We start from the raw sequence: 24,635 nt of genomic DNA, 5'->3' as shown, positions 1-24,635 counted from the left end.
ACATGATCACAGCTTCTGCATCTGGAAAGTTATATATCGCAGGAGAATACGCTGTTGTAGAACCCGGTCATCCTGCCATTTTGGTAGCCGTCGACCAGTTTATTACTGTTTCACTTGAAGCAACGACAGATATGGGAACAATTTTATCGAAGCAATATGGAAACCTGCCTGTCACTTGGAAAAGAGAAAATGATCGACTAGTATTGGACAAGCGTGAAAATCCGTTTCATTATATATTGGCAGCTATTGAAGTGACAGAAAGCTATGTCAAATCCTTTGGAAAAAAGCTTTCTTTTTACCACTTATCTGTCGATAGTGAATTAGACAGTTCCAATGGCCGGAAATACGGTCTCGGTTCCAGTGCCGCTGTTACCGTTGCCACAGTGAAAGGGATTTTGCGTTTTTACGGTTTGCAACATGAGTCTAATGAGAGAATATTCAAGCTAGCTGCCTTGGCACATTTAACGGTCAAAAGCAATGGATCGTGCGGTGATGTAGCTGCCAGCGTTTTTGGTGGATGGTTGGCTTTCACTACTTTCGATCCAAAATGGGTATTGGAAAAGCAACAGCAATTATCGGTTCGAGAAGTGGTTGAATTGGACTGGCCTCATTTGTCTTTTAAACCGTTGACACCCCCAGCAGAATTGCGTTTATTGATCGGCTGGACAGGATCTCCGGCGTCTACTTCTCATTTAGTGGATGAAGTAACGAATAAACGGACCCAAGATGCTCTCGCCTACAATGAATTCTTAAAAGCCAGTGCAGCTTGTGTCGAAGAAATGATTTGCGGCTTCGAAACAAACGATATTCCTAAAATACAAAATGAGATTCGTCACAACCGCTCCCTCTTGAAAAAAATGAGTCAATCGACTGGCGTGATTATCGAGACTCCTGCCTTGGCTCATTTGTGCAAGCTGGCGGAAGAATTTAATGGTGCAGCCAAATCTTCAGGAGCTGGCGGTGGAGACTGCGGAATTGTGATTTTTGATCGCAAAGATGGGGTTCTTTCATTGATCACAGCTTGGGAAGAACAAGGGATCACCAATTTGCCGTTGCATGTTTATACTAAAAATTAGTGGCTGCTAAGCCTACTCTAGAAACATTATCCAGCAGGAGGTTAACAATGGAGAAAAAAAACAATCGGAAAAACGAACACGTTTCATTAGCGGAACATTTTTACACTGAAACGCATGAAACTGATTTTGACCACATCCGGTTTGTACATCACTCAATACCAGAGACCGGAACTCAGAAGATTGATCTGTCCACTTCTTTTGCCGGACTTTCAATGGCGCAACCTTTTTACATCAATGCCATGACCGGCGGGAGCCCTTGGACAAAGAAAATCAATGAAAAATTAGCTGCTGTAGCAAGAGAAACTGGTCTGGCAATGGCTTCAGGTTCATTAAGCGCAGGTTTAAAAGACCCTTCTGTAGCCAATAGTTTTACGATCATTCGGGAAACAAATCCTAATGGACAAATTTTGGCTAATCTAGGCGGCGGACAGACCTTAGAAAATGTAAAAAAAGCTGTGGATTTGATTCAAGCCAATGCTTTGCAGATTCATTTGAACACCCCTCAAGAAATCGTGATGCCAGAGGGAGACAGAGATTTCTCTTCTTGGCTAACTAAATTGGAACAAATCATAAACGGTGTGGATGTACCCGTCGTGGTGAAGGAAGTCGGCTTTGGCATGAGCCGAGAAACGATCCAACAATTGATATCGATTGGCGTAAAAACGATCGATGTCAGCGGGAAAGGCGGAACCAACTTTGCTCAGATCGAAAACTACCGCCGTACTCAGAATCCGATGGACTTCCTAGAAGATTGGGGACAATCTACAGCAATCTCCCTTCTTGAAGCTCATTCCTTTATGGATTCAACTGAAATATTGGCTTCGGGCGGCATCCGTACCCAAATGGATATCCTCAAAAGTTTAGCTCTCGGAGCTAAAGCAGCAGGCATTTCAGGTTACTTCTTGCATTATATTTTACAAAGTGGTGTCGAAAAAACGGTTGCACATGTTGAACAAATCAAAGAACAATTGGTTTCTGTGATGACTTTATTAGGCGCTGAATCGGTGGTTGATTTGCAACGGACAGATGTGATCATCACTGGCCCTGTAAAAGATTGGTGTGACGCAAGAGGCATTGATTTCCGATCTTTTGCGTGTAGAAATCGAATCTCATAAAAAGCACATAAAATTAGTAGTGCAGAAACCAAATGGGTTCATTCTGCACTACAAATTTTTGTTTTTACTGATGTGACGCTGTTAATCTTCAAGTGGGAGACTGATTTGGTGCCACTTGATGAGTAAGGTCATTTTATTCTTCAAGTGAGAGATAAAATTTGCACCACTTAATCAATAAGACCACCTTATTCTTCAAGTGAGAACCAAATTTAACGCCACTTGATCAATAAGACCACCTTATTCTTCAAGTGAGAACCAAATTTAACGCCACTTGATCAGTAAGACCACCTTATTCTTCAAGTGAGAACCAAATTTAACGCCACTTAATGAGTAAGGTCATTTTATTCTTCAAGTGAGAGTTAAATTTTGGACCACTTGATCAATAAGACCACCTTATTCTTCAAGTGAGAACCAAATTTAACGCCACTTAATCAATAAGACCACCTTATTCTTCAAGTGAGAACCAAATTTAACGCCACTTGATCAATAAGACCACCTTATTCTTCAAGTGAGAACCAAATTTAACGCCACTTGATCAGTAAGCCTATTAGACCTGCCCACCAAAAAGCTGGCAATAAAATAAACCTGTTCAAGATAAAGGTTCAATACCTCATCTTAAACAGATTTATTTAGCCTTAGTTTGACCAAGGCAATTGGTCGGTAATCGTTTGCGCAAATTGTTCATGGAATGAACGACTGAACATGCGTTGTGCTTTTCTGGCTTCATATCCTTCACAAACAAACTTCTCTTCTTTAGTACTTGGTTCAACTAAAGGTACTAGCTGTTTTTTGCCTTTTTCTTTAGCGACAGCTACAAAAGTGATAAAGCTTGTAGCTGCCAAGTAACGTTCTCCACTAGATAGATCTTCACCCATTATTTTGCAAAAAACTTCCATCGAGGTCGATCCAACACCGGTCACGTAGCTTTCTATACAAACGGAATGATTTTCATTCAGCGGATGCAAGAAATCTAATGTATCCATTGAAGCAGTAACAACATCACTGCGACTGTGGCGTGAAGCGGATATGGATGCTGTATCATCAATATAACTCATTAAGCGTCCCCCAAATAAAGTCCGATGTGAGTTAACATCTCCGGGAAATACACGATGTGTCTGAATCACTTTTGATTCCCAACTTTTTTTTACTTCTCGATTTTGATCTGCCATACTAAAAGCCTCCATCTATTTTTCTACGCCCATTATAGCACGAAAGCTGTTTATGCAATTTCGTTTCCCATTATACAAGGATAGTACTTTTAGAAAAACCAAATCATAAAACTAATGCCGATAATGCCAAATACCATCGACCAGAGTAAGCTTTGAGTCTTATAGGCTATGTAAAAGACAAGCACTGTTGGCAGCAGTTTCACGTTTTCTATCGGATTTACGTTTACTTCGCTGTCCCAGAAAAAGACATCCGAAAAAACCAGCGCGGCAAAAATAGATACCGGTATAAAAGACATCCATTTAGCGAATTTTTTAGGAATTTGGCGATTACTGAGAACCAGCATCGGAACAAAACGGGGTAAATAAGTCACTACTGCCATTCCTGCAATCAACCCTAGTAAATTACTGTTCATTTTGAATCGTCGCTCCTTCTTCAGCTCTTTTCTTCTCTCTCTGTTCATCCAGCAAGTATCCCACAAAAGAAGCTAGAACTGCGGCAATGACTAATGAAATATTGTGCTGCAATACCATCATAAGAATGACGGCAAGCACACCAGACAGCAGCCCCACAAAAACAAAGATTTTAGAGACAAATTGATTCACCAGCATACATGTAAACATCGCGATCAATACATAATTCATAATGACGGTATTCATCGAAAAAGAACTTCCTATGTATCCCCCAACAACTGTACTCCCCACCCAGCTAAAGTAAGCTAATAGATTGGTAGACAAGGCTTCTTCCGGTCTCCATTCTTTATCCGTTTGAAATTGATTGTAATTGATGGCATAAGCTTCATCCGCTAAGGTATGACTAAACAACATTAAAAACGGCACCGAGCGCTTTTTAAAGAAAGGAGCTATACTGGAGCTCATCAACAAGTGCCTTAAGTTTAAAAAGAATGTCATGATCACGATAGAAGGCATTGCAGCTCCTGCAGAAAGCATAGATGCTGCCATAAATTGTCCTGCACCCGCAAAAACCAGTGTACTCATCAAAAAGATTCCCCATAATCCGATCCCTGCATCATACAGCAACATACCACAGGCTAGTCCTAAAGGAACATAACTGATCATAACAGGATAAATATTTTTGAAGCCTTCCAACCATACTGCTTTTCCCACTCTCTTCCCTCCATTTTACAAGTTTAAAAATCATTATAGCACAATCCATTTTATTTTTTCCGAGAAAGATGAATTATTGTCTTATTCGCTAAGATTTTTTGTATAATAAAATATATACCTTTAGAGAATTGGAGGGTCACAATGGAAACTACCTCGGTGCAAGCCCACAGCTTTGATGAAAAAAGCAATTTTATCAAATGGTTGGCCATCATTATCATGACAATTGATCATATTGGCGCCTATATTTTACCGCAATATGTGATACTGCGTGTCATCGGCAGAATCGCATTTCCCTTATTTTTGTACACTACTGTATTAGGCACACACCGTACACACAACTTTAAACGCTACCTGTTTCAATTACTGCTGTTTGGAATCATATCCATCCCCTTTACGTTAGGAAGAATCAACATTTTATTTTCATTGGCTTTGTTTGCTGTTTCGATGAAAGACAAACGCTTTTTTATTCCTTGCTTGATAGCAAGCTATTTTGTTGAATATGGTATCTACGGGTTTCTCTTGGGCTGGGCTATTTACATGTTAGTTTTTGAAAACCGGTATTTTGGAATCACAGCTTACCTTCTAATGCACATTCCAGAATTTGGAACAATCCAAATGTATGCCTTATTAGCCTTGATTCCAATACTGCTCCCTTTTCGTTTTCATGTGATACGAGTCCCTAAGTATTTGGGTTATGCTTATTACCCACTTCATTTAGCTATTATTCATTTCATCGCTCAATTATAGACGTGAATATGGTGTAAGGTGCGGAGTGTGGCTCCCAAAAGATTAGAGTAAAATCTAGCTTTTTGGAGGTTTTTTATGACAAATTTTAGTGAGTATTTGGGATGATTTAAACATCAAAGGGGAAATTGGTTTGATGAAGAATGGCGTTTGAACATCAAGGACAAAATTGCCTTGATGAAAAACGGGGTTTGAACATCATGGACAAAATTGCCTTGATGAAGAACGGGGTTTGAACATCATGGACAAAATTGCCTTGATGAAGAACGGCGTTTGAACATCAAGGACAAAATGACCTTGATGTTCAAACCCCTTCCATCCTTCATTCGCTCATCAAACATACATTTCTTTCACTCTAAATAGAGCTTCCCACTAGAAGTACGCATCGAGCGGTACAACATTAATCTATCAAAAGCAAAACTGGTTAGCTAACCGTATAGAACCAGAACCACAAATCGTTAGAAAAAAATCGATTGAGTATTGGGTTCTGTTTCTTTTAACGCAAGGAGCCTTTCGAAACACGTTTATAATGTTGGTGCAGACCGGTAAGAGCCCCAAACTTGTACACAAAAAGGAGATAGGATTGGTTGTCCTAACTCCTTTACTTAACTTTATGAGCAGCTTATTACTTCTTTATTCTCCAGATAAAACATCGTAAATCAATGGTAAAGGTTCAGCTGTATCCGCAATCGTAATGCACTCCCAAATCTTTTGTTCTACATCAGGGACTTCTTCTTGATTACTATGGATCGTTAATAAAGGTTCCCCTTTTTTAACTTGGTCTCCTACTTTTTTGTGCAACACTAATCCAACTGCTAGATCAATGTCACTTTCTTTAGTGGCACGTCCTGCACCTAACATCATAGAAGCAACTCCTAATTCGTCAGCTACTAATTCAGCTAAATAACCATCTTGGTTAGCTAACACTTCTGTTTGGTATGGCGCTTTAGGCAACAATTCTGGGTTATCTGCAACGTCTGGGTTTCCGCCTTGGGCTGCCACAAATGTTTTGAAAACTTCCAGTGCTTTCCCATTTTCTAAGTTTTCTTTCAAGATACTTCTGGCTTCATCAAGATCTTTACCAACTCCAGCTAAATGCGCCATTTGACTTCCCAAAGTTAAGCACAAATCTACCACATCTGCTGGTCCATGACCTTTTAAAGTATCGATAGCTTCTTGAACTTCTAATGCATTCCCGATCGCAAATCCTAAAGGCTGGCTCATATCCGAAATAACTGCCATCGTTTTTCTTCCCACATGATTTCCGATTTTTACCATTGCTTCTGCTAATTCGCGAGCAGCTTCAGGAGTCTTCATAAATGCACCGGCACCTGTTTTTACGTCCAATACGATCGCGTCAGCACCAGCTGCGATTTTTTTACTCATGATTGAGCTCGCGATCAATGGGATAGATTCTACTGTACTGGTTACATCTCTTAACGCATACAGTTTTTTGTCTGCAGGAGTTAAATTCCCGGATTGCCCTACAACGGCTACTTTATGTTGATTGACCTGTTCGACAAATTCTTCTTGGCTCAACTCCACATGAAATCCTGGAATAGCTTCTAATTTATCAATCGTACCACCAGTATGGCCTAATCCCCTACCGCTCATCTTTGCAATAGGAACTCCTACACTAGCTACTAATGGAGCTAAAATCAAGGTTGTCGTATCTCCTACTCCACCTGTTGAATGCTTGTCTACTTTGACACCTTCAATTTGAGACAAATCGATTTCATCTCCAGATTTCACCATGCTCATGGTTAAAGCTCCGCGTTCAGCGTCGGTCATGTCTTCAAAATAGATGGCCATCAACATCGCACTCATTTGGTAATCTGGTATTTCATCTGTTGTATATTGTTTTATCATCCATTGAATTTCTTCAGCGGACAACTCTTTCCCTTGTTGTTTTTTATGGATCAAATCTACCATTCTCACTTAATATCATCTCCTTATCGCTAGTACACAGTTATTTTACCACACTTCTAATAGAAACCGTTTTCTAACTTTTGAATATGAGAAGATTTTTACGCTTTTCTTCTGAAGAGCAGCCGCTTAGAATTCATTTCCTCGCACAAATGTCTAACAAAAAAGACTGAGGTTTTTAGCCTCAGTCCCAGCCTTACTGATTTGATCCGTTTGTTATCTAGCTTCTATAATTTCAACGCCTGATTCGCGCCCAACAATAATCGTATTGACACGGTCTAAAAACAATCCATGTTCTACAACTCCTGTTAAACTATCTAACCATTCAGCCAACTCATGAGGCTGCTTGATCGTTCCCATGTGCAAATCAATAATATAATGCCCAGCATCTGTAACCAATACTTCTTCATTAGCATCATTTCTGACAACTGGGTGATACCCTTTTTTCTCAAATAAACGATACAATTGCTGGCTGCCGTAAGGAATCACTTCGATAGGTAGTGGAAAGGCACCTAATTGTTCAACCATTTTAGTTTCATCTACGATCCAGATCACTTTATTGGAATTATCGGCTACGATTTTTTCAAATAAATGAGCTGCACCGCCGCCTTTGATGCCTTGATAATCGCGGCTGATCTCATCTGCTCCATCTATCGTAATATCGATCCGATCGATTTCATCTACGCTTTTCAAAGGAATCCCTAATGCTTCAGCTTGTTCTTGGGTACGATTCGAAGTAGTCACACCAGTAATGTTCAACCCTTCTTTTACACGTCTCCCAATTGCTTCCACCATATAATACGCCGTTGATCCCGTTCCTAAACCAACTACCATACCCTCTTTCACAAACTCTGCTGCTTTTTCTCCAACCATTTGCTTTAAGTCCATTAGGCCATTCCCCTTTAGTTATTAGTTGATTACGCTGCATACACCAATTCGAAGCTTTCAAAAACCACTTCCATTTTCGTCGAAAACGTTTCTCCAGCAGATTGACATTCTCTTTTAAAGAACTCTTTATGAGCTTCCATCCAATAATCGACTGTACGATCACCTTCACCTTCTGCAATGGCGATTTCTTCTGTCACTTCATCAAATGGAAAGACAAAGACGTCTAAATTTTGAATGATTCCCACTGCTTGATCATTTCCATCTAGAATGACTGAATAAGCCCCAACTTGTGGCAAATCCGCTCCTTCAACATCATACAAGCGCTTCAAACTGCACGTCGCTGTTTTTAAACCTGATAACACTAAAGCAGCTAACTGATCTGCTAATTCTTTTGAATCTCCAAAAGCCCAAACATCATAATGCTCCGGTAAATTAGGAATCTGCTGATGAAAGCTTTCCCACAACTCTTTTGCTGATTCGTTCTCCATGTCTACACCTTAACCTTATCTATGAATCTACACTTTTAGCTGAAATACGATTTCTAAAGTATAGTTTTTTTCAAACATCACTCGTATTCTATCATACTATTTTTTTATTTGTTTGGAAACTTATTATAACATGTGATTCTGCTTAAGAATCTCTAACCATCACACTCTTTATTTCGAGCTTTAAAGAATGAAAAAAACACATCGGCCTTTGTAACAAAGACCGATGTGTTGGCTGTTTATCAATTCCGATGCATTTTAAATTCCAAAAACAAATCATTGTAGATCCCAATATACTCTTGTCCTAAGTTTTCATAAACCTCTAAGTGTTCCATCGTTTCATCGGATGGGTAAAATTGCTCGTCCTCAATCATTTCAGCTGGCATCAATTCCATCGCTGACGTATTGGGTGTAGAATACCCGACATACTCTGCATTCTGAGCAGCATTTTCGGGCTCCAACATAAAGTTGATAAAGGCATAGGCAGCCTCCACATTCTGAGCGGTTTTAGGAATGACAAAGTTGTCGAACCACAAATTGGACCCTTCAGGTGGAATCACGTAACGCAGATTTTCATTCTCCCACATCATATCCGCTACTTCTCCAGAAAAAGTTACAGCCACAGAACTTTCTTCTTGGATCATATACATTTTGATTTCATCAGCGACAACAGCTTTTACGTTTGCTGTCATTGAATCCAATTTTTCAGCGGCTTCAGCCAACTCAGCATCATTTTTAGAGTTTACCGAGTAACCTAAACTGTTCAGCGCCAACCCCATCACTTCTCTAGCTCCATCGATCAGCATCACATCATCTTTGAAGCGTGGACCCCATAAATCATCCCAATGTTCAATAGTGCCTTCCTCAATAAACTTCGTATTGTAAACAATTCCTAATGTTCCCCAAAAATAAGGAATGGAATAACGGTTCTCAGGATCAAAAGCCATGTCCAATAAATCAGGATCTAAGTGTTCTAATCCTTCAATTTTTGAATGATCCATTTCAATCAGCATATCTTCTTCAATCATACGCTCGATCATATACTCACTCGGCACAGCTAAATCATACGCTGTCCCACCTTGATTGACTTTGGTATACATGGCCTCGTTCGAATCAAACGTTTCATAAGACACCACATACCCTGTTTCTTCTTCAAATTTAGTAATCAATTCAGGGTCAATATAATCTCCCCAGTTGTACAAATTCAACGTGTTTTCGCCGGTCATGCCTTGAGCTTCATCCAACTTGTTAGATGAATAGTAGAGCACTCCACAGACGGCTAAAATAACGCCGGCTAGTGTGACTAATCGTTTCATAGTAAAGTCACCGCCTCTTTACCTTTTCTTCCATGCTGCTGCTTATGTTTTTTGCTGATGCTGTATTGTTGGATAAAGTAATAGCCCACTACTAAAATCAATGCAAACAAGAACATCAATGTGCTTAATGCGTTGATCTCTAAGGATACTCCTTGGCGAGCACGAGAATAGATCTCTACTGCGAGTGTACTGAAGCCATTTCCAGTTACGAAAAAGGTCACCGCAAAATCATCTAAAGAATACGTAAAGGCCATAAAATAGCCCGCTAAAATTCCAGGAGTGATTGCTGGCAATATGATTTTAGTCAAGACTTGCCAGTTATTTGCCCCTAAATCGTGTGCCGCTTTGATCATCGTCGGATTCATTTCTTGCAATTTTGGCAAGACCATCAATACAACGATCGGAATACTGAACGCAACATGCGACAATAGAACGGAAGCAAAACCTAATCTAAAACCAATAAACGTGAACAGGATTAAGAAGCTTGCTCCAATGATAACATCTGGAGAAACCATCAATATGTTGTTCATACTCAACAAGGTATTGCGTGTCTTTCGATTTTTCACCAAATACACTCCAATAGCGCCTAATGTTCCAATAATCGTTGCTAACAACGAAGACAGCAAAGCGACCAATAATGTATCTAACACGATTCCCATTAAACGAGTATCCTCAAAAACAGCAGTGTAATTGTCCCAAGTAAATCCCGTAAAAGAAGTCATTGTTCCGCCATCATTGAAAGAATAAAATATCAAATACATAATGGGAGCATACAATAAGACGAAAACAAGCAGTAGATAAAGATTCGTCCATTTAAATGTCTTTTTTGCCATTATTTATGCAACGCTCCCTTCTTTTTCTTTTCTCCCGTCAGCAGCATCATTAAGAACATCGCTACGATCAAAACTACTCCAATCGTAGAACCCATTCCCCAATTTTCAGTCACTAAGAAGTGTTGTTCAATCGCTGTCCCTAATGTGATGACGCGATTTCCTCCAATTAATCTGGTCAGCATAAATAAAGATAATGAAGGAATGAAAACGGCTTGTACTCCACTTTTGACTCCATTCAATGACAAAGGAAAAATGACTCGTCTGAAGGTCTCCCAGTTATTGGCTCCTAAATCAGAACTCGCTTTCATATAAGAGGGATTCATTTCTTCCAGTGCATTGTAAATCGGCAAGATCATAAACGGAATTTCAATGTAGGAAGCGACCAGCAAAAAACTAACGTCTGTAAATAAAATTTGCTGACGCCCAATTCCAGTAAACACCAAGAAATCATTGATTGTTCCATTCATACTGAATATTCCAATAAAAGCATAGGCTTTTAACAACAAATTGATCCATGTAGGTAAGATGATCAGCAGCAACCACAATTGTTTATGCTTCGTTCTCACCAATAAATAAGCTGTAGGATAACTGATCAGTAAAGTAAATAAAGTAATCAAGAACGCATAGAATATCGAATTGAAGGTCATGGTTAGATAAGTGCCTGATTGAAAATAAGCAGCATAATTGGCAAACGTAAAATTGCCTTGGATATCAAAAAATGATTGATACAAAATCAACACTAAAGGAGCTACCACAAATAAAAGCAGCCACATCGAATACGGCGCAAAATAAAACGCTTTTGTTTGTTTCATATCCGTTTCCCTCCTATTCCTCTTCGTAACTTTCTAAACGAGCATCAAATTCTTTTTCAGTTTCTCCAAATCTCATAACATGGATATCTTCTGGACCAAAATGCAATCCTACCATTTCGCCAACTACAGCTTTCTTAGTAGAATGAACCATCCATTCATTTCCTTCTGCATCGTATCCGATGATTTCATAATGCACCCCGCGGAATAATTGGGTGTCCACCTTGACCGTCAATTTCCCTTTGTCTGTCGTCGTCAACGCTAAATCTTCTGGACGAATCACCACTTCTACTTTTTCATTCGGCGACATCCCTGCATCAACACATTCAAATGTGCGACCGACAAATGAAATTTCATAGTCTTGAATCATTGTTCCTTCTACGATGTTGCTTTCCCCAATAAAATCCGCCACATAACGGTTGATCGGTTCATCATAAATATCTACCGGTGTTCCGCTTTGAACGATCTTGCCTTCTTTCATCACAAAAATTTCGTCGCTCATAGCTAATGCTTCTTCTTGATCATGAGTGACAAAGATAAACGTGATGCCCAATCGTTGCTGCAATTCACGCAATTCATATTGCATATCGGTTCTTAATTTCAGGTCTAATGCCGATAACGGTTCGTCTAGTAACAATACATCTGGTTCATTAACTAAGGCACGAGCGATAGCCACCCGTTGGCGCTGACCACCAGACATTTCACTGATGGCGCGATTTTCGTAGCCAGATAAACGCATCATTTTTAAGACTGCTGCTACTTTTTCTTTGATCGTTTTGTTGTCTAATTTTTTGATTCTCAAACCAAATGCAATGTTCTCAAATACACTCATGTGCGGGAACAACGCATAATCTTGAAAAACGGTATTGACTGTACGTTTATTGGGAGGAATATCATTTACTTTTTCACCGTTAATGGTAATCAACCCATCAGAAACTTCCGTAAATCCAGCAATCAAATTTAAAATGGTTGTTTTTCCACAACCGGATGGTCCTAACAAGGTATAAAATTTTCCCCGCTCAATATCAAAAGTGATATTTTTTAAAATAACGTCATCTTCATACTGTTTTTTTACATTTTTAAACGTAATAATAGCATTTTCTGGCATTTTTACTATTCTCCTTTTTGTTCCAATCTAGTGGATCTTTTTTTGAAATACAAGTAGAAAGCTTCTGGAGTCTACAGATAGGATTCTGTAACGACCATCAATAACCGGCTTTCTCCATCTGCTTGATTAAATATTTGGTGAGTATCATTAGCATGGTAATAAATCGCATCGCCTTTTTTGGCATAGTATCGATTCATCCCGATTTCGATACACACTGCTCCTTTTGTCACATAAGCAAAGGTTTCTGCCATAGAAGGAGAAAATTCTTTGAAGGCTCCATTTTTTTCCAATGTCAATTGGATAGGTTCCATTTCATTTTCATTGGATTCTGGAACAAGCCATTGGATCGTATATTGTCCATCCACAGCTTCGTAATGAGTGTGCTCATCCTTTTTGTAGACCACTCGCTGTTCCTCTTGTTCTTCGTCAAAGAAATCTTTTGGACTGCAACCCAGAACTTCCAGCATATCAAAAAAAACATCCATTGAAGGCATACTTAAATCTCTTTCTACTTGAGAAATATATCCTTTGCTTAGATTCGTTCGTTCTGCCAATTCCTCTTGTGTAAGATTTTTTTGGATCCGTAAATTCTTTATTCGCGTGCCTATTTCCATTTTTTTACACCCTTTTTTGTTTACTATCATTAAACTAAATAGCACAAAAGTATTCTGTCACTAATTATTTTGTTTAGTAAAACCTCTTCTTATTATAGATAATTTGGACAAAAATGCAATAAAAAAAAACTAAAAAACAGAGAGATTCTGTTTTTTAGTCCTAATTCGTTCCAATGGCTTCTCTTTTATTGTAATGTGTCGTCTCTACCTTCTATTAAGCAAGTTCTTTTACCAGGTCTTCCCCAATAATTCTTACTTCCGTTTCTAATTGCACCTTGTTTACTTTAAGGATGACTTCTTTGATGTGTTCGATCAATTCGATATAATCTGTGGCTGTAGCATGATTGATATTTACGATAAAACCTGCATGTTTTTCGGATATTTGTGCACCACCCCAGATTAAACCTTGTAAGCCAGCTTCTTGGATCAATTTGCCTGTAAAATACCCCGTTGGACGCTTGAACACACTCCCACATGATGGATACTCTAAAGGTTGTTTAGACTCTCTTAAAGCAGTCAATTCATCCATTCGCTCTTTAATAGCCTTTTTCTTACCATTTTCAAGAGAAAATACTACTTCCAACACAATATCATGGCTCTGTTGGATGGCACTGTGACGGTAACTGAATTCTAAGTCCTTATTTTTCACTGTTTTTACTTCACCTTCAAGCGTTAGCACCGTGACTGATTCAATGGATTCGCTGACTTCTCCATCGTAAGCTCCAGCATTCATGTAAACTGCACCACCGATACTGCCTGGAATACCGCAAGCGAATTCCAAACCTGTCAAACCGGCTTCATAAGCTTCATTAGAAGTATCGATTAAACGAGCACCACTTTGAACGATAATTTTTTTATGCTCCACTTGAATACGTTTCATTTTTGTTAAGATCATCACTACACCACGTATTCCGCCATCTTTGACAATAAGATTGCTGGCATTGCCCAACACAGTTAGAGGCAATTGTTCCCTATTTACCCACTGTACGACGTTTGTGACTTCTTCAATAGTTGTGGGGAAAACCAGCACATCAGCTGGACCTCCAGTTTTAGTGTAGGTGTATAGTGATAGTGGTTCATTTTCTTTTATAATTAAATCAGGAATTTGTTTTTTTAATTCTTCGATTACCATAGTGTTTAAATACCCTTTCCTATGAATAGAGCAAATACTCTACTTTTTAATGATCCCAAGTAATGTTTTCATTAGGGATGTCTCTTGCCTGTTTTTTAGTTTACCATGCAAAGATGTATTTTTGTAGCTTGTCTTGCTATAACAATCAAAATTTTAATTCTTTTAGAATAACTTTTGAACAAAAAAAGATGTGCTAGGTTCTGTCCCATCACATCTTCGCTTGATTTGTGCTCTTAAACGCGTTGCGCAAGGCAGCTCACACTACCAAAATCCAAACGACGAGAGTTAGGTAAAGAACACCTAACTCTCGTCGTTTGGATTTTGTCCGGTGAGCTAAACGCCTTGCTCCACGCTCTCTATTTTAGTTTATTCAAGTAGTCGTAGCGTTCAAATATTTCAGATTCTGCAATCCCAACCAAGACAGTACCTTGTTCAATTCGGTAGTCTGGGCTAAAGGATACATCCATTCGTTTTTGAGAAGATTTTCGCACTCCGATAATATTGATTTCGTATCGTTTTCTTAAATCCAATTCATCGAATGTTTTCCCTACCCAAGGAGCAGGCGGAATAAACTCGATTACAGCATAGTCTTCATCCAAGTCAACAATATCCGTGATATGTCTTCTTAACACACTTTTTGCCACACGAGTCCCTGCTTCTTTTTCCGGACGAATGACCTTAGTTGCCCCAATCTCAAGCAGTACTTCCATAAAAGATTTATTTTTTGCTTTTGCAACAATCGTAGCGATCCCTAATTTCTTACAGTTCATGACAGCTAAAACACTTGCCTCTAAACTAGTCCCTGTAGCTACTACTACCACATCACAATTTTCGAGTCCTACACTTTGTAAAAAATCCAAGTCTGTGATATTTCCCTGTACAGCTTGTGTTACATAAGGTTCTACGCGTTCAACATTGTCTATATCGATATCAATTGCAATCACTTCACAATCAAAATCATTCAATTCTTTCGCTATTGATGATCCAAAGACTCCCAGCCCCAGTACACCAATTGTTCTTACTGCCATATTCTTATCTCCTATCCAATTAAAATAGTTGTTTTCGCATATAATTTGTCTTTTGTCTTTTTATTGTTTCTGATTAAACCTAATAGTATGGTGATTGGTCCAATTCTACCAACATACATCAAAATCATCAACACAATATGGCTGATATCTGACAACTCAGGTGTTAAATTTACACTGACCCCTACTGTTGCTAAGGCAGAAACGGCTTCAAACAGTAAATACAAGAAGGGTTGGTCTTCAACCAGCATCAAAATACTTACACCCATTACTAGAAAAGCACAGAATGTAGCTACAACAACGATCGCACGACGTACGATTTCGATTGGAATCGTGTGGTGTGCGTAATTGATGTGTTTTTGCCCCTTGACCTCATTAATAATCAACAGAACAATCAAAGCAAATGTAGTTGTTTTGATACCACCGGCTGCACCTCCAGGAGACCCTCCGATAAACATTGTAAAAATGAAGAATAATAAAGTAAAAGGTTCTACCAGTTCATAATCCAATGTAGCAAAACCAGCTGTTCTCATTATTACTGTTTGAAATAGAGAAGCCATCACCTTGTCCCCAAATGAAAAATTTCCAATGGAGTCTGGGTTGTTCCATTCGACTAATAAGAAAACCAGAGTACCTGTTACAATCAAAATAAGTGTCACATTAATAGCTAAACGCGTATGAATCTTTAACAACCGATAAGCACGTTTCCAACCGTGCTGAAATTTATTTTTTACAATGGATTGAAGGTTGTGTGTGACGTCAAACCAAACTGAAAAACCAATACCGCCTAAAATAACCAGCGAAATAATAACTAGATTGACTAAAGAATCATGCGCATACTCTTGTAGACTAATAGCTCCGATATTGTCGAAACCAGCATTACAAAATCCAGAAACCGCTAGAAATAAAGAGACAAATAGCCCTTTAGCCCATCCGAATTCTGGTACAAATCTAAAAGATAACAGCAGCATTCCTGTTCCTTCAATAGTCATTGTATATTTAATGATGGAAGCTAAATAAGTATTAAAATTGCTTAATTCATCTCTATTAAGAGCTTCTTTTACAGCTATAGTATCCGAATAGCTGATTTTTCTTCCTATTCTTAAGATAAAAGTTGCCAATATAGTCATCAGACCCAGTCCACCTATTTGCATCAAAACGATACAAACGATTTGGCCAAACACCGTATAAGACGCTGCCACAGGCAATGTAAATAATCCCGTCACGCATACCATGGATACCGCTGTAAATAAGTTATCAAAATAAGTGGTTTGTGATGTTTCCAGATTGCTGATGGGCAGTGTTAACAGCAGTGATCCTGCAAAAATAACTATTGCAAAACTAATAGCAATCTTTAAAGCTGGAGGTACCTCCCTAATCTTTTTTGCAGACATTCCCTTCTCCTCTTTCATTCATACTTTATCAAGTTCTCATGTATTATATTCTTATTCGCATAAAAGTAAAGCAAATTCTTTCCTCAAAAAAAGTTTTTTTACACTCTTTTTTTCGAAGGTAAATCTCTTATTGATTATTTTTTTACTCAGTTTGTAAGTTTGTGCGATTCGTTTACTCTATGCCACAATTAGATAAGGATTGTTTCGGATTAAACTAAAGCACTAAACATCGAAAAAGGAGCCCGACTAATGAGGTTCTGACTACTTTTTTCTGTTACCCAATCAAAATTTTTGTTTCTGCATAACGGTAATTTTTTTGTTTTTTGTTTCTTCTACCCAAACTCAAAAATATGGTGATAGGGCCAATTCTGCCAATAAACATTAAAATCATAATCACTACTTGACTAACTGTAGATAACTGGGGCGTCAAGTTATCTACAGTTAGTCCGATCGTTGTTAAAGCAGAAGCCGTTTCAAAAATCAAATGAAAGGGTCTCTGATCTTGCTCAAATAACAACAATAAACCTGTCCCTACCATAAAACAAACAAAAAAGGTGACCAATACTACCAAAGCTCTTCGCACAATTTCAGTTGGAATCGTGTGGTAAGCGTAATTGATGTGTTTTTGTCCTTTGATTTCGTTGTACATCAATAAAACAACTAAAGCTACCGTAGTTGTCTTCAGACCTCCAGCAGTCCCACCTGGAGATCCTCCGATGAAGCTGATGACAACAAAAAAGAAGTTGGTAAAACTTTTAAAGTCCAAAAAATTTACTGTAGTGAATCCAGCGGTTCTAAAAGTAGTGGATTGAAATACTGCTGCCAAGATCTTTTCTCCGATAGAAAAATCTCCAATACTAGAAGGATTGTTCCATTCAACAATTAAAAACAGCATAATTCCAAAGAGCAATAAGAAAACAGAAATATTTATAGCTAGACGAGTGTGCACTTGCAGACGTTGGTAATTTCTCTTTAAATTGCGGCTACCTGTTTTCTTAAAAATCGATTGTACATTTTGCGTGATATCAAACCAGACAGAAAAACCGATCCCTCCTAAAACAATCAACACCATCATAACAATATTGACCACAGGGTCGTGAACGTAATGTTGCAAACTATTTCCTCTCAGCGTATCAAATCCAGCGTTGCAAAAACCCGAAACAGCCAGAAAAAGCGCATGGAAGAAACCGTTCTTCGTTCCGTATTCGGGGATAAGTCTAACTGCCAAAAATATAAATGCTGTTCCTTCAATAACAGCCGTATACTTGATAATAGAGGTCAGGTAATTCTTAAAATCCCCTAATTTATCGCGGTTTAGAGCTTCACTAACCGCAATCTTGTCTTTAAAGCTTATTTTTTTACCTACACCGACTATAAACGCAGCAAGAATCGTCATTAAGCCCAACCCGCCAATTTGCATCAAGAAAATGCAAACTACTTTACCGAATAAACTGTAGGTAGTGATAAGTGGTGTCGTCAATAAACCTGTCACACAGACCATAGAAACTGATGTGAACAGATGCTGAAAGTACCCTGCCTCTGAAACTGCAGATTGGCTGACAGGCAGACTCAGCAATAGGGATCCGATAAAAATAATCATCAAAAAACTGAAAGCAATTTTTTTAGATGGTGATAAATGACGTATTTTATCTCCAATCATAAAAGGTTGGATTCCTCCTTCGTAAATTTTTCTCCTCTTTTTCACAAAAACATGATGAGTCAAGAACGACAGTTACGTCCACCGCTTTTGACTGATCATGTATTTGTTATTCTCTAGTCCTTGTTGTCAGCCACTATTTCGGCACATATTTGGTGACTCATAAAAGAAGATTCCAGACTTACAGGATTATCTCCCGTTTTCACAGCTTCAATGAACTGACGGATCAAAGGAGCAAATCCTCTCTTTTCAAGAGTGTGGTCCCAGTCTCCGAATGCTCTGGTCTCTTGTTCTCCATAAGAATCGCTTTCGTAATCGGTCAAGTTCGTTACGCGATACGTTCCTTCAGGAGACTGTACTTCAGCTACTTCCAGATTAGCTCCAGCTTTATAGTTCATTGAAACGATACACATCGTTTGATCCGTTTCCAACTGCACGACACAGTTTTCCAATTGTCCGTCCGTTTCGGTAATAGTATGTGACATTTCTACTACCTCATCGTCCAATAAGTACAAGGCTGTATCAATGGCGTGAATAAACATATCAAAAATACCAAACTGAACTGTCCCAGAACCATTAGGCTTGTTTTTTTGAACGAAAATCATATTTTTATGCGGAACTTTTTTTAGTTCTTGAATCATTGGTGCAAAGCGACGATTAAATCCGGTAGTCAATACCAGTTGTTTGTCTTCAGCTAAAGCTAGTAAGGATTCTACCTCTTCAAGGTCTTCACTGATTGGTTTATCTACATACACATGAATACCATTTTCTAAAAATTGTCTGATAAAAGCTGTATGCGTGTGGGTTGCCGTATGGATGAATACTCCTTCCACTCCGCTTTCAATCATAGATTCGATTGTTGGATGCAGATTTGTTACTCGGTATTGTTTGCCGATTTTGGACAGTTTTTCTTGATTCCGTGTGTAAAAATGCCACTCGACTTCTTCACTCATGGACATCATAATTGGCAAATACGCTTTTTGAGAGATGCCGCCTAAACCTACTATTCCTATTTTCACTACTTTTCCTCATTTCATTAGTTTAATGGATTTTCTTGCCGAACTACTAAGCTCTACTGCTTCAAGTTTTTTTTCGTTTACTGTACAATAATAGTACCATGTTACACTAAAGGAGCAAACTAATAAATGAAACTAATTTCTTGGAACGTCAACGGATTACGCGCTATTGTCAAAAAAGGTTTCTTAGATATTTTTACAGAATTAGATGCTGATTTTTTCTGCCTTCAGGAGACCAAACTTCAAGAAGGACAAATCGATCTGGATATCCCTGGATACTACTCTTTTTGGAATTATGCTGAAAAGAAAGGCTACTCGGGTACAGCTATTTTTACTAAATATGAGCCTTTATCGGCAGCTTATGGAATCGGTATTTCTGAACACGATACAGAAGGAAGAGTAATCACTTTAGAGTACGACGATTATTATGTGGTTACTTGTTACACTCCTAATTCTCAATCCGAGTTGAAACGGCTAGACTATCGTGTACGTTGGGAACAAGATTTTTTAGCTTATTTAACTGAATTAGATATCCGAAAACCAGTTATTCTTTGTGGAGATCTAAACGTTGCCCATAAAGACATTGATTTAAAAAATCCGCAACGCAACCGCGGCAACGCTGGCTTTTCTGATGAAGAAAGAGCTCAATTTGAGGCTCTTTTAAGCAATGGATTTGTCGATACTTACCGCTATTTCTATCCTGAAACAGAAGGAAGCTACACTTGGTGGAACTACCGGTTCAATGCCCGCAAAAACAATGCCGGTTGGCGCATCGATTATTTCTGTGTTTCACAAAAATTGATTCCATTTCTAGAAGATGCGAAAATACACAACACTATCTTGGGTTCAGATCATTGCCCAGTAGAACTGACTCTTAAAGATACCCTAGCTAAAGCTATTTAAAAGGCTCTTCATCTTCTAACGTTGGTAAAGAAATTTCCTCCGGCCTATGGGGTTGCTTATGGAAGGCCATGGGAACGCCCTTGAGCCGAAAACCGCGTCTCAAGACTTACAAGCATCAAATGTTGTAGAACCATTAAAAAAAGAATGGATCGTCTTAAATGGACGGTCCATTCTTTTTATCGCTTACCCTTTATTTTTGTTTTGCAAATCAACGACTGTGTAACTCCGTTTGTCGTATCTATTTCTACTCCGGGAATATTCAAAAGGTGTCCCATCTTCTAAATGGACAACTTGCTCTACTTCCAAAACTGGGTCATCGACAGCACAGCCTAAATACTTCTGATCGTATTTGGAAGACTTCGCTGCGTGAATCTTTCGGTAAGCTCCTCCGAATTGCAACCCTAATTCATTATGAATGTATTGATAAATAGAGGAGTTTAAGGCTTCTTCGCTTAACCCCGGTATCAAATTCGCATTCATAAACGTATGCTCAATAATATACGGCTCTCCGTCTACAATACGCAAGCGGATAATTTTATATACCGGAACATGTTTATCCAGCATCAGCGTCTCTCGTATCTCTTCTTCAGGAAACTCTACCGAAAAGGAAATAATTTCTCCTTTAACTTCATGACCAACCAATTGTTTGGTCAATCCTTCATATTCCATTGCGTTAGCATTTAGGCCATTTTTTAGAGCCGTTTTCTTCACATAAGTTCCTGATCCGCGTTTCCGAAAAATCAATCCTTCTAATGCCAAAACGTCCATGGCTTTTTTTACGGTCATTCTGCTTACACCAAATTCTTTTGCCAAAGAAATTTGATCAGGGATCAGAGAATCCACTGGATAGAATTCTTCTTGAATACGTTGTCTAATTTTATTCGCTATCATTTCATATTTGATCATGTTCTTCCCTCCGGTGGTTTATACTCTCCCCTAGCATACTCCATCTCAAAGAAAAAGACTAGTTTTTTTATACAAAAAACTAGTCTTTTCAACATTATTTTATTCTGCTGTACTTAAATCGACTGATTTAAGGTTTGTTTTATCGACAACTTTCAAGAATGGATACCAGATAACACCGATAATTGCCATATCAATCAATTGTAACACCCCACCCATTGGAGAGTTCGTAGCTAACATACCGTTAAAGAATACCGGTACTGTCCACGGCACTGATACCCCAGTCGGCGTTGGGAAAATACCCAAGTCCATCACTACATAATTTAAAGTAGTTGTTACTAATGGAGCTAAGATCCATGGAATGAAGATAGCTGCGTTCAATACAAGCGGCATACCGAAGATAACAGGTTCGTTAACATTGAAAATACCAGGTGCTAAAGCTAAACGTCCAACATCTTTCATTTGGCGACTCTTCATCACGAATGCCATAAGGATAACAACGATCAACGTGCTACCAGATCCACCCATACCAACTGTATACATTTCCATAAATGGTTTTGTAACGATATTTGGCAATGCTTCTCCAGCTTCAAAGTGTTCTAAGTTATCCAACATTAATGTATTCCAGATTGGATCCATTACTGAGTTGACAATGATTTGTCCATGTAATCCAAAGAACCATAATAATTGAACAAAGAATACAGCAATCAACGTTGCTGGCAATCCACTACCTAAACCAGTTAACGGCTCTTGAATAACATTGTATACAAAATCATGTAAGTTTGTATTAAATGCGCCAGTTACGATGGCATTTACAATTGTGAAAATACCTAATGTAATAATTGCAGGAATCATCGCTGCAAATGATTTAGAAACTGCTGTTGGAACGCCATCCGGCATTTTGATAACAATTCCTTTTTTGATTATTCTGCAGTAGATTTCAGCTGCAAGAAATGATGCTATCATCCCAACAAACATCCCTTTAGCGCCTAAGCGATCTAAAGTTAACACACCGCTTACTACCTCACCAGATTCAAGAGTAGTCACAAACGGAGTTAAAATCAAGTAGGATGCAAGAGATACGGCTCCACCAAACACTGGATCCACATCGTGTGTTTTAGATAAATAATACCCGATACCAAATGTTACAAAGATAGTCATAATAGACATGGTAGCATTTTGTCCATTACCAAATAATGTTCCTAATGTACCTTTCACATCATCACTGAAAAACGGTAAATTATTGATAACTACTACTAATGAACCAAACATGGTGATTGGGAAAGCCAACATAAAAGCATCTCGCAAGACTAGCAAGTATTTGTTTTGTCCTAACTTTCCTGCAATCGGTAACAATTTTTCACTTAATTTGTCAATAAAGCCATTCATAAGTAAAATACCTCTTTTCTTTTTTTAAAATGTAATAAATTATAGCAAACGTTTACAAACCAAAGTATACCATTTCTACATAAAATGTCTAGTCTTTTTAAAAATAAGTTCAGCTTTTACTCCGAATTCATATTCTGTTCACAATTGTGAATTCGTTTTGATGAAAAAAGTACACTTGCATAGTAAAAATACAAGTGTACTTAAGTAACATTGAATTAGTCTTCAAAACCATTATTTTTAGAAACTTCATTAAACCAGCGACCACTTTTCTTGATCGTCCGTTTGTGCTCATTGTCTAAGTCAACTGCAATAAATCCATAACGGTTTTTATAAGCGTTTGTCCAAGACCAGTTGTCCATACATGTCCACATGTGGTATCCACGCACATTGCTTCCTTCTTGGATGGCTTGGTGTACATATTTCAAGTGATCTTGCACGAATTCGATACGGTAGTCGTCTTCCACAATCCCTTTTTCATTGACGTAACGTTCTTCGCCTTCTACACCCATTCCATTTTCAGAAATAAAGCATTTGATGTTGTCGTAGTTTTCACGTAAATTCGTTAAAATATCGTACACGCCTTTTTCGTAGATTTCCCATCCACGATAAGGGTTCATTTTACGTCCTGGCATTTCATAGTTGTCAAAGTAGTCATCCGGCATTGGACCATCCGCTAACTTCGTAGTCGATTCTTTCGCTTTGATGCGACGAGGTTGGTAGTAGTTTACACCTAATAAGTCGACTGTATTTTCTTTGATCGTGTCTAAGTCGCCTTCTTCAATAACCGGTAAAATATCGATTTCCTTCAATATTTCTACTAAATCGCTTGGGAATTCACCTTTTACAGCAGAATCTAAGAAAGAACGATTGAAAAATGCGTCCGCTGCTTTTGCTGCTTTCACATCTTCGGGATTACTTTCATCACGTGGGTAACTTGGCGTCAAGTTTAGGATGATTCCGATTTCTCCCCCTAGATCCATTCCATGATAAGCTTTAATGGCTTTAGCACTGGCTAGTACTTCATGGTAAGCTACTTGTGCAGCTTTTTTCATATCTACTATAGCTGGGTAATGGAATTGATATAAGTAGCCTCCCTCAACAGGAACGATCGGCTCATTATGTGTAAACCATTTTTTAACACGGTCTCCAAATAATTCAAAACATGTTTTAGCAAACACTACATAAGCTTCTACTGTTTCACGATTTTCCCAGCCGCCTTTTTCTTGCATTTTCCTTGGCATATCAAAGTGATATAAATTGATGAACGGTTCAATATCATTAGCGATCAATTCATCAATTACTCTATTGTAGAAATCGACTGCTTTCTCATTGACTTCCCCTACGCCATTTGGAATCAAACGACTCCATTGGATAGAAGTACGGAATGTATTGTGTCCAGTTTCTTTCATTAATTGAATATCTTCTTTATACTTTTCATAGAATACAGAAGTTTTTTCAGGTCCTACTTGGTTGAAAAATAATTCTGGGCTTTCTTTGTACCAGTAATCCCAAATACTGTCCCCTTTGTTATCGCCTTCAAAAACGCCTTCTGTTTGTGGTCCGCTAGCTGCTGATCCCCACCAAAAATTCTTTGGAAATTCATATTTCATAGCTTTCTTCTCCTTTTTAAATGACTATACTTTTATTTTATAACTTTATACTTTTAAGGATAACAAAAAAAAGAGCATTTGTCTGCAAAATAAGCAAACTTTTTTAAATCGTTTTCATTTTTTGTTTTTTATTATTCTTAATAAAAACAATAAAAAAGTTCCATTCTTTTTGTTGCGCCAGTTTTCGTTATACGATATACTTGATTATGATGAAATCGAATAGTTTCCAATAAGGGAGTAACTGGCAGCTGAAGCTGTGGCAACGTCACCAGCAAGTAGATGTAACGGTCTACTGGTGTTGTCTTAAATAGTGAGACTTATGCAGTTGTTGAACCATAAACAATTCCGCATAAGTCTCTTTTTTTGTCGATTTTATTATGAATACTGTTTAAGGAGGA

The 24,635-nt window shown here is 38.3% G+C and carries 23 protein-coding genes; 4 read left to right on the top strand and 19 right to left on the bottom strand.

Going from position 1 to position 24,635, the window contains the following annotated elements; genetic code table 11:
• Positions 1-2 precede the first annotated feature (2 nt).
• The gene (locus tag ACEN4L_RS10540) at positions 3-1,076 is read left to right on the top strand and encodes a phosphomevalonate kinase (RefSeq protein WP_407097173.1); all 1,074 of its coding nucleotides are present in this window, start codon (positions 3-5) and stop codon (positions 1,074-1,076) included.
• Positions 1,077-1,123: 47 nt separating this feature from the next.
• Positions 1,124-2,191 carry a type 2 isopentenyl-diphosphate Delta-isomerase gene (gene fni / locus ACEN4L_RS10535; protein WP_407097172.1) on the top strand — a complete coding sequence of 356 codons (1,068 nt, stop codon included), beginning with the start codon at positions 1,124-1,126 and terminating at the stop codon, positions 2,189-2,191.
• Positions 2,192-2,826: 635 nt separating this feature from the next.
• On the opposite strand, the gene ACEN4L_RS10530 is transcribed toward fni, so the two are convergent.
• The 3 genes from ACEN4L_RS10530 to ACEN4L_RS10520 form a co-directional block, all read right to left on the bottom strand.
• On the bottom strand, positions 2,827-3,360 hold the full coding sequence (locus tag ACEN4L_RS10530) for an acyl-CoA thioesterase (protein WP_407097171.1): 534 nt from the start codon (positions 3,358-3,360) through the stop codon (positions 2,827-2,829).
• A gap of 89 nt (positions 3,361-3,449) precedes the next feature.
• The gene (locus ACEN4L_RS10525) at positions 3,450-3,773 is read right to left on the bottom strand and encodes an AzlD domain-containing protein (protein WP_407097170.1); all 324 of its coding nucleotides are present in this window, start codon (positions 3,771-3,773) and stop codon (positions 3,450-3,452) included.
• Positions 3,763-4,485, bottom strand: a complete 723-nt coding sequence (locus ACEN4L_RS10520; RefSeq protein ID WP_407097169.1) for an AzlC family ABC transporter permease — start codon at positions 4,483-4,485, stop codon at positions 3,763-3,765. Before ACEN4L_RS10520 ends, ACEN4L_RS10525 begins: the two co-directional genes overlap by 11 nt.
• Positions 4,486-4,626: 141 nt before the next feature.
• Between ACEN4L_RS10520 and ACEN4L_RS10515 the strand changes: the two genes are divergently transcribed.
• On the top strand, positions 4,627-5,232 hold the full coding sequence (locus ACEN4L_RS10515; RefSeq protein ID WP_407097168.1) for a TraX family protein: 606 nt from the start codon (positions 4,627-4,629) through the stop codon (positions 5,230-5,232).
• Between the two features lie 630 nt (positions 5,233-5,862).
• Here ACEN4L_RS10515 and ACEN4L_RS10510 read toward each other — a convergent pair.
• The 13 genes from ACEN4L_RS10510 to ACEN4L_RS10450 form a co-directional block, all read right to left on the bottom strand.
• Entirely contained in the window at positions 5,863-7,167 is a 1,305-nt protein-coding gene (locus ACEN4L_RS10510) for a pyrimidine-nucleoside phosphorylase (protein ID WP_407097167.1), read from the bottom strand.
• Positions 7,168-7,371: 204 nt separating this feature from the next.
• Positions 7,372-8,043 carry a ribose-5-phosphate isomerase RpiA gene (gene rpiA, locus ACEN4L_RS10505; protein ID WP_407097166.1) on the bottom strand — a complete coding sequence of 224 codons (672 nt, stop codon included), beginning with the start codon at positions 8,041-8,043 and terminating at the stop codon, positions 7,372-7,374.
• Positions 8,044-8,072: 29 nt separating this feature from the next.
• Positions 8,073-8,531: an ASCH domain-containing protein gene (locus ACEN4L_RS10500; protein WP_407097165.1), complete on the bottom strand. Its 459-nt coding sequence runs from the start codon at positions 8,529-8,531 to the stop codon at positions 8,073-8,075.
• Positions 8,532-8,770: 239 nt separating this feature from the next.
• On the bottom strand, positions 8,771-9,844 hold the full coding sequence (locus ACEN4L_RS10495; protein ID WP_407097164.1) for an ABC transporter substrate-binding protein: 1,074 nt from the start codon (positions 9,842-9,844) through the stop codon (positions 8,771-8,773).
• Positions 9,841-10,677 carry an ABC transporter permease gene (locus ACEN4L_RS10490; protein ID WP_407097163.1) on the bottom strand — a complete coding sequence of 279 codons (837 nt, stop codon included), beginning with the start codon at positions 10,675-10,677 and terminating at the stop codon, positions 9,841-9,843. Before ACEN4L_RS10490 ends, ACEN4L_RS10495 begins: the two co-directional genes overlap by 4 nt.
• Positions 10,677-11,489, bottom strand: a complete 813-nt coding sequence (locus ACEN4L_RS10485) for an ABC transporter permease (RefSeq protein WP_407097162.1) — start codon at positions 11,487-11,489, stop codon at positions 10,677-10,679. The genes ACEN4L_RS10490 and ACEN4L_RS10485 overlap by 1 nt, the downstream gene beginning before the upstream one ends.
• Before the next feature lie 13 nt (positions 11,490-11,502).
• The gene (locus ACEN4L_RS10480) at positions 11,503-12,594 is read right to left on the bottom strand and encodes an ABC transporter ATP-binding protein (RefSeq protein ID WP_407097161.1); all 1,092 of its coding nucleotides are present in this window, start codon (positions 12,592-12,594) and stop codon (positions 11,503-11,505) included.
• Between the two features lie 71 nt (positions 12,595-12,665).
• A complete protein-coding gene (locus ACEN4L_RS10475) occupies positions 12,666-13,208 on the bottom strand; it encodes a helix-turn-helix domain-containing protein (protein ID WP_407097160.1) in 543 nt (180 codons plus the stop codon).
• 214 nt (positions 13,209-13,422) lie between these two features.
• A complete protein-coding gene (murB, locus tag ACEN4L_RS10470) occupies positions 13,423-14,340 on the bottom strand; it encodes a UDP-N-acetylmuramate dehydrogenase (protein WP_407097159.1) in 918 nt (305 codons plus the stop codon).
• Positions 14,341-14,696: 356 nt separating this feature from the next.
• Entirely contained in the window at positions 14,697-15,368 is a 672-nt protein-coding gene (locus tag ACEN4L_RS10465) for a potassium channel family protein (RefSeq protein WP_407097158.1), read from the bottom strand.
• Between the two features lie 11 nt (positions 15,369-15,379).
• Positions 15,380-16,759 carry a TrkH family potassium uptake protein gene (locus ACEN4L_RS10460; RefSeq protein ID WP_407097157.1) on the bottom strand — a complete coding sequence of 460 codons (1,380 nt, stop codon included), beginning with the start codon at positions 16,757-16,759 and terminating at the stop codon, positions 15,380-15,382.
• Positions 16,760-17,033: 274 nt separating this feature from the next.
• Positions 17,034-18,419 carry a TrkH family potassium uptake protein gene (locus ACEN4L_RS10455; protein ID WP_407097156.1) on the bottom strand — a complete coding sequence of 462 codons (1,386 nt, stop codon included), beginning with the start codon at positions 18,417-18,419 and terminating at the stop codon, positions 17,034-17,036.
• Positions 18,420-18,532: 113 nt separating this feature from the next.
• Positions 18,533-19,435 carry a Gfo/Idh/MocA family protein gene (locus ACEN4L_RS10450; protein WP_407097155.1) on the bottom strand — a complete coding sequence of 301 codons (903 nt, stop codon included), beginning with the start codon at positions 19,433-19,435 and terminating at the stop codon, positions 18,533-18,535.
• Between the two features lie 126 nt (positions 19,436-19,561).
• On the opposite strand from ACEN4L_RS10450, the gene ACEN4L_RS10445 reads away from it, so the two are divergent.
• Complete coding sequence (locus ACEN4L_RS10445) at positions 19,562-20,335, top strand: exodeoxyribonuclease III (protein ID WP_407097154.1); 774 nt, start codon at positions 19,562-19,564, stop codon at positions 20,333-20,335.
• A 183-nt stretch (positions 20,336-20,518) separates the two neighbouring features.
• Here the strand turns inward: ACEN4L_RS10445 and ACEN4L_RS10440 are convergent, their stop codons facing one another.
• From ACEN4L_RS10440 to ACEN4L_RS10430, 3 genes are all read right to left on the bottom strand, one after another.
• Positions 20,519-21,241 carry a GntR family transcriptional regulator gene (locus ACEN4L_RS10440; protein WP_407097153.1) on the bottom strand — a complete coding sequence of 241 codons (723 nt, stop codon included), beginning with the start codon at positions 21,239-21,241 and terminating at the stop codon, positions 20,519-20,521.
• Positions 21,242-21,340: 99 nt separating this feature from the next.
• On the bottom strand, positions 21,341-22,627 hold the full coding sequence (gene celB / locus ACEN4L_RS10435) for a PTS cellobiose transporter subunit IIC (RefSeq protein ID WP_407097152.1): 1,287 nt from the start codon (positions 22,625-22,627) through the stop codon (positions 21,341-21,343).
• Positions 22,628-22,842: 215 nt separating this feature from the next.
• Complete coding sequence (locus ACEN4L_RS10430) at positions 22,843-24,237, bottom strand: glycoside hydrolase family 1 protein (RefSeq protein ID WP_407097151.1); 1,395 nt, start codon at positions 24,235-24,237, stop codon at positions 22,843-22,845.
• Positions 24,238-24,635: the final 398 nt, after the last annotated feature.

It is taken from the genome of Desemzia sp. FAM 23988 (genome assembly GCF_045528365.1).
Classification (GTDB): domain Bacteria; phylum Bacillota; class Bacilli; order Lactobacillales; family Carnobacteriaceae; genus Desemzia.
This window is presented reverse-complemented; position numbering and strand designations above follow the sequence as displayed.

Coding starts and splice junctions, on each gene's coding strand:
- ACEN4L_RS10475 (WP_407097160.1), bottom strand. CDS start 13,208: ATGGAAATAGGCACGCGAATAAAGAATTTACGGATCCAAAAAAATCTT.
- ACEN4L_RS10515 (WP_407097168.1), top strand. CDS start 4,627: ATGGAAACTACCTCGGTGCAAGCCCACAGCTTTGATGAAAAAAGCAAT.
- ACEN4L_RS10455 (WP_407097156.1), bottom strand. CDS start 18,419: ATGATTGGAGATAAAATACGTCATTTATCACCATCTAAAAAAATTGCT.
- ACEN4L_RS10465 (WP_407097158.1), bottom strand. CDS start 15,368: ATGGCAGTAAGAACAATTGGTGTACTGGGGCTGGGAGTCTTTGGATCA.
- murB (WP_407097159.1), bottom strand. CDS start 14,340: ATGGTAATCGAAGAATTAAAAAAACAAATTCCTGATTTAATTATAAAA.
- ACEN4L_RS10460 (WP_407097157.1), bottom strand. CDS start 16,759: ATGTCTGCAAAAAAGATTAGGGAGGTACCTCCAGCTTTAAAGATTGCT.
- ACEN4L_RS10445 (WP_407097154.1), top strand. CDS start 19,562: ATGAAACTAATTTCTTGGAACGTCAACGGATTACGCGCTATTGTCAAA.
- ACEN4L_RS10530 (WP_407097171.1), bottom strand. CDS start 3,360: ATGGCAGATCAAAATCGAGAAGTAAAAAAAAGTTGGGAATCAAAAGTG.
- celB (WP_407097152.1), bottom strand. CDS start 22,627: ATGAATGGCTTTATTGACAAATTAAGTGAAAAATTGTTACCGATTGCA.
- ACEN4L_RS10500 (WP_407097165.1), bottom strand. CDS start 8,531: ATGGAGAACGAATCAGCAAAAGAGTTGTGGGAAAGCTTTCATCAGCAG.
- ACEN4L_RS10440 (WP_407097153.1), bottom strand. CDS start 21,241: ATGATCAAATATGAAATGATAGCGAATAAAATTAGACAACGTATTCAA.
- fni (WP_407097172.1), top strand. CDS start 1,124: ATGGAGAAAAAAAACAATCGGAAAAACGAACACGTTTCATTAGCGGAA.
- ACEN4L_RS10430 (WP_407097151.1), bottom strand. CDS start 24,237: ATGAAATATGAATTTCCAAAGAATTTTTGGTGGGGATCAGCAGCTAGC.
- ACEN4L_RS10485 (WP_407097162.1), bottom strand. CDS start 11,489: ATGAAACAAACAAAAGCGTTTTATTTTGCGCCGTATTCGATGTGGCTG.
- ACEN4L_RS10540 (WP_407097173.1), top strand. CDS start 3: ATGATCACAGCTTCTGCATCTGGAAAGTTATATATCGCAGGAGAATAC.
- ACEN4L_RS10480 (WP_407097161.1), bottom strand. CDS start 12,594: ATGCCAGAAAATGCTATTATTACGTTTAAAAATGTAAAAAAACAGTAT.
- ACEN4L_RS10490 (WP_407097163.1), bottom strand. CDS start 10,677: ATGGCAAAAAAGACATTTAAATGGACGAATCTTTATCTACTGCTTGTT.
- ACEN4L_RS10525 (WP_407097170.1), bottom strand. CDS start 3,773: ATGAACAGTAATTTACTAGGGTTGATTGCAGGAATGGCAGTAGTGACT.
- rpiA (WP_407097166.1), bottom strand. CDS start 8,043: ATGGACTTAAAGCAAATGGTTGGAGAAAAAGCAGCAGAGTTTGTGAAA.
- ACEN4L_RS10495 (WP_407097164.1), bottom strand. CDS start 9,844: ATGAAACGATTAGTCACACTAGCCGGCGTTATTTTAGCCGTCTGTGGA.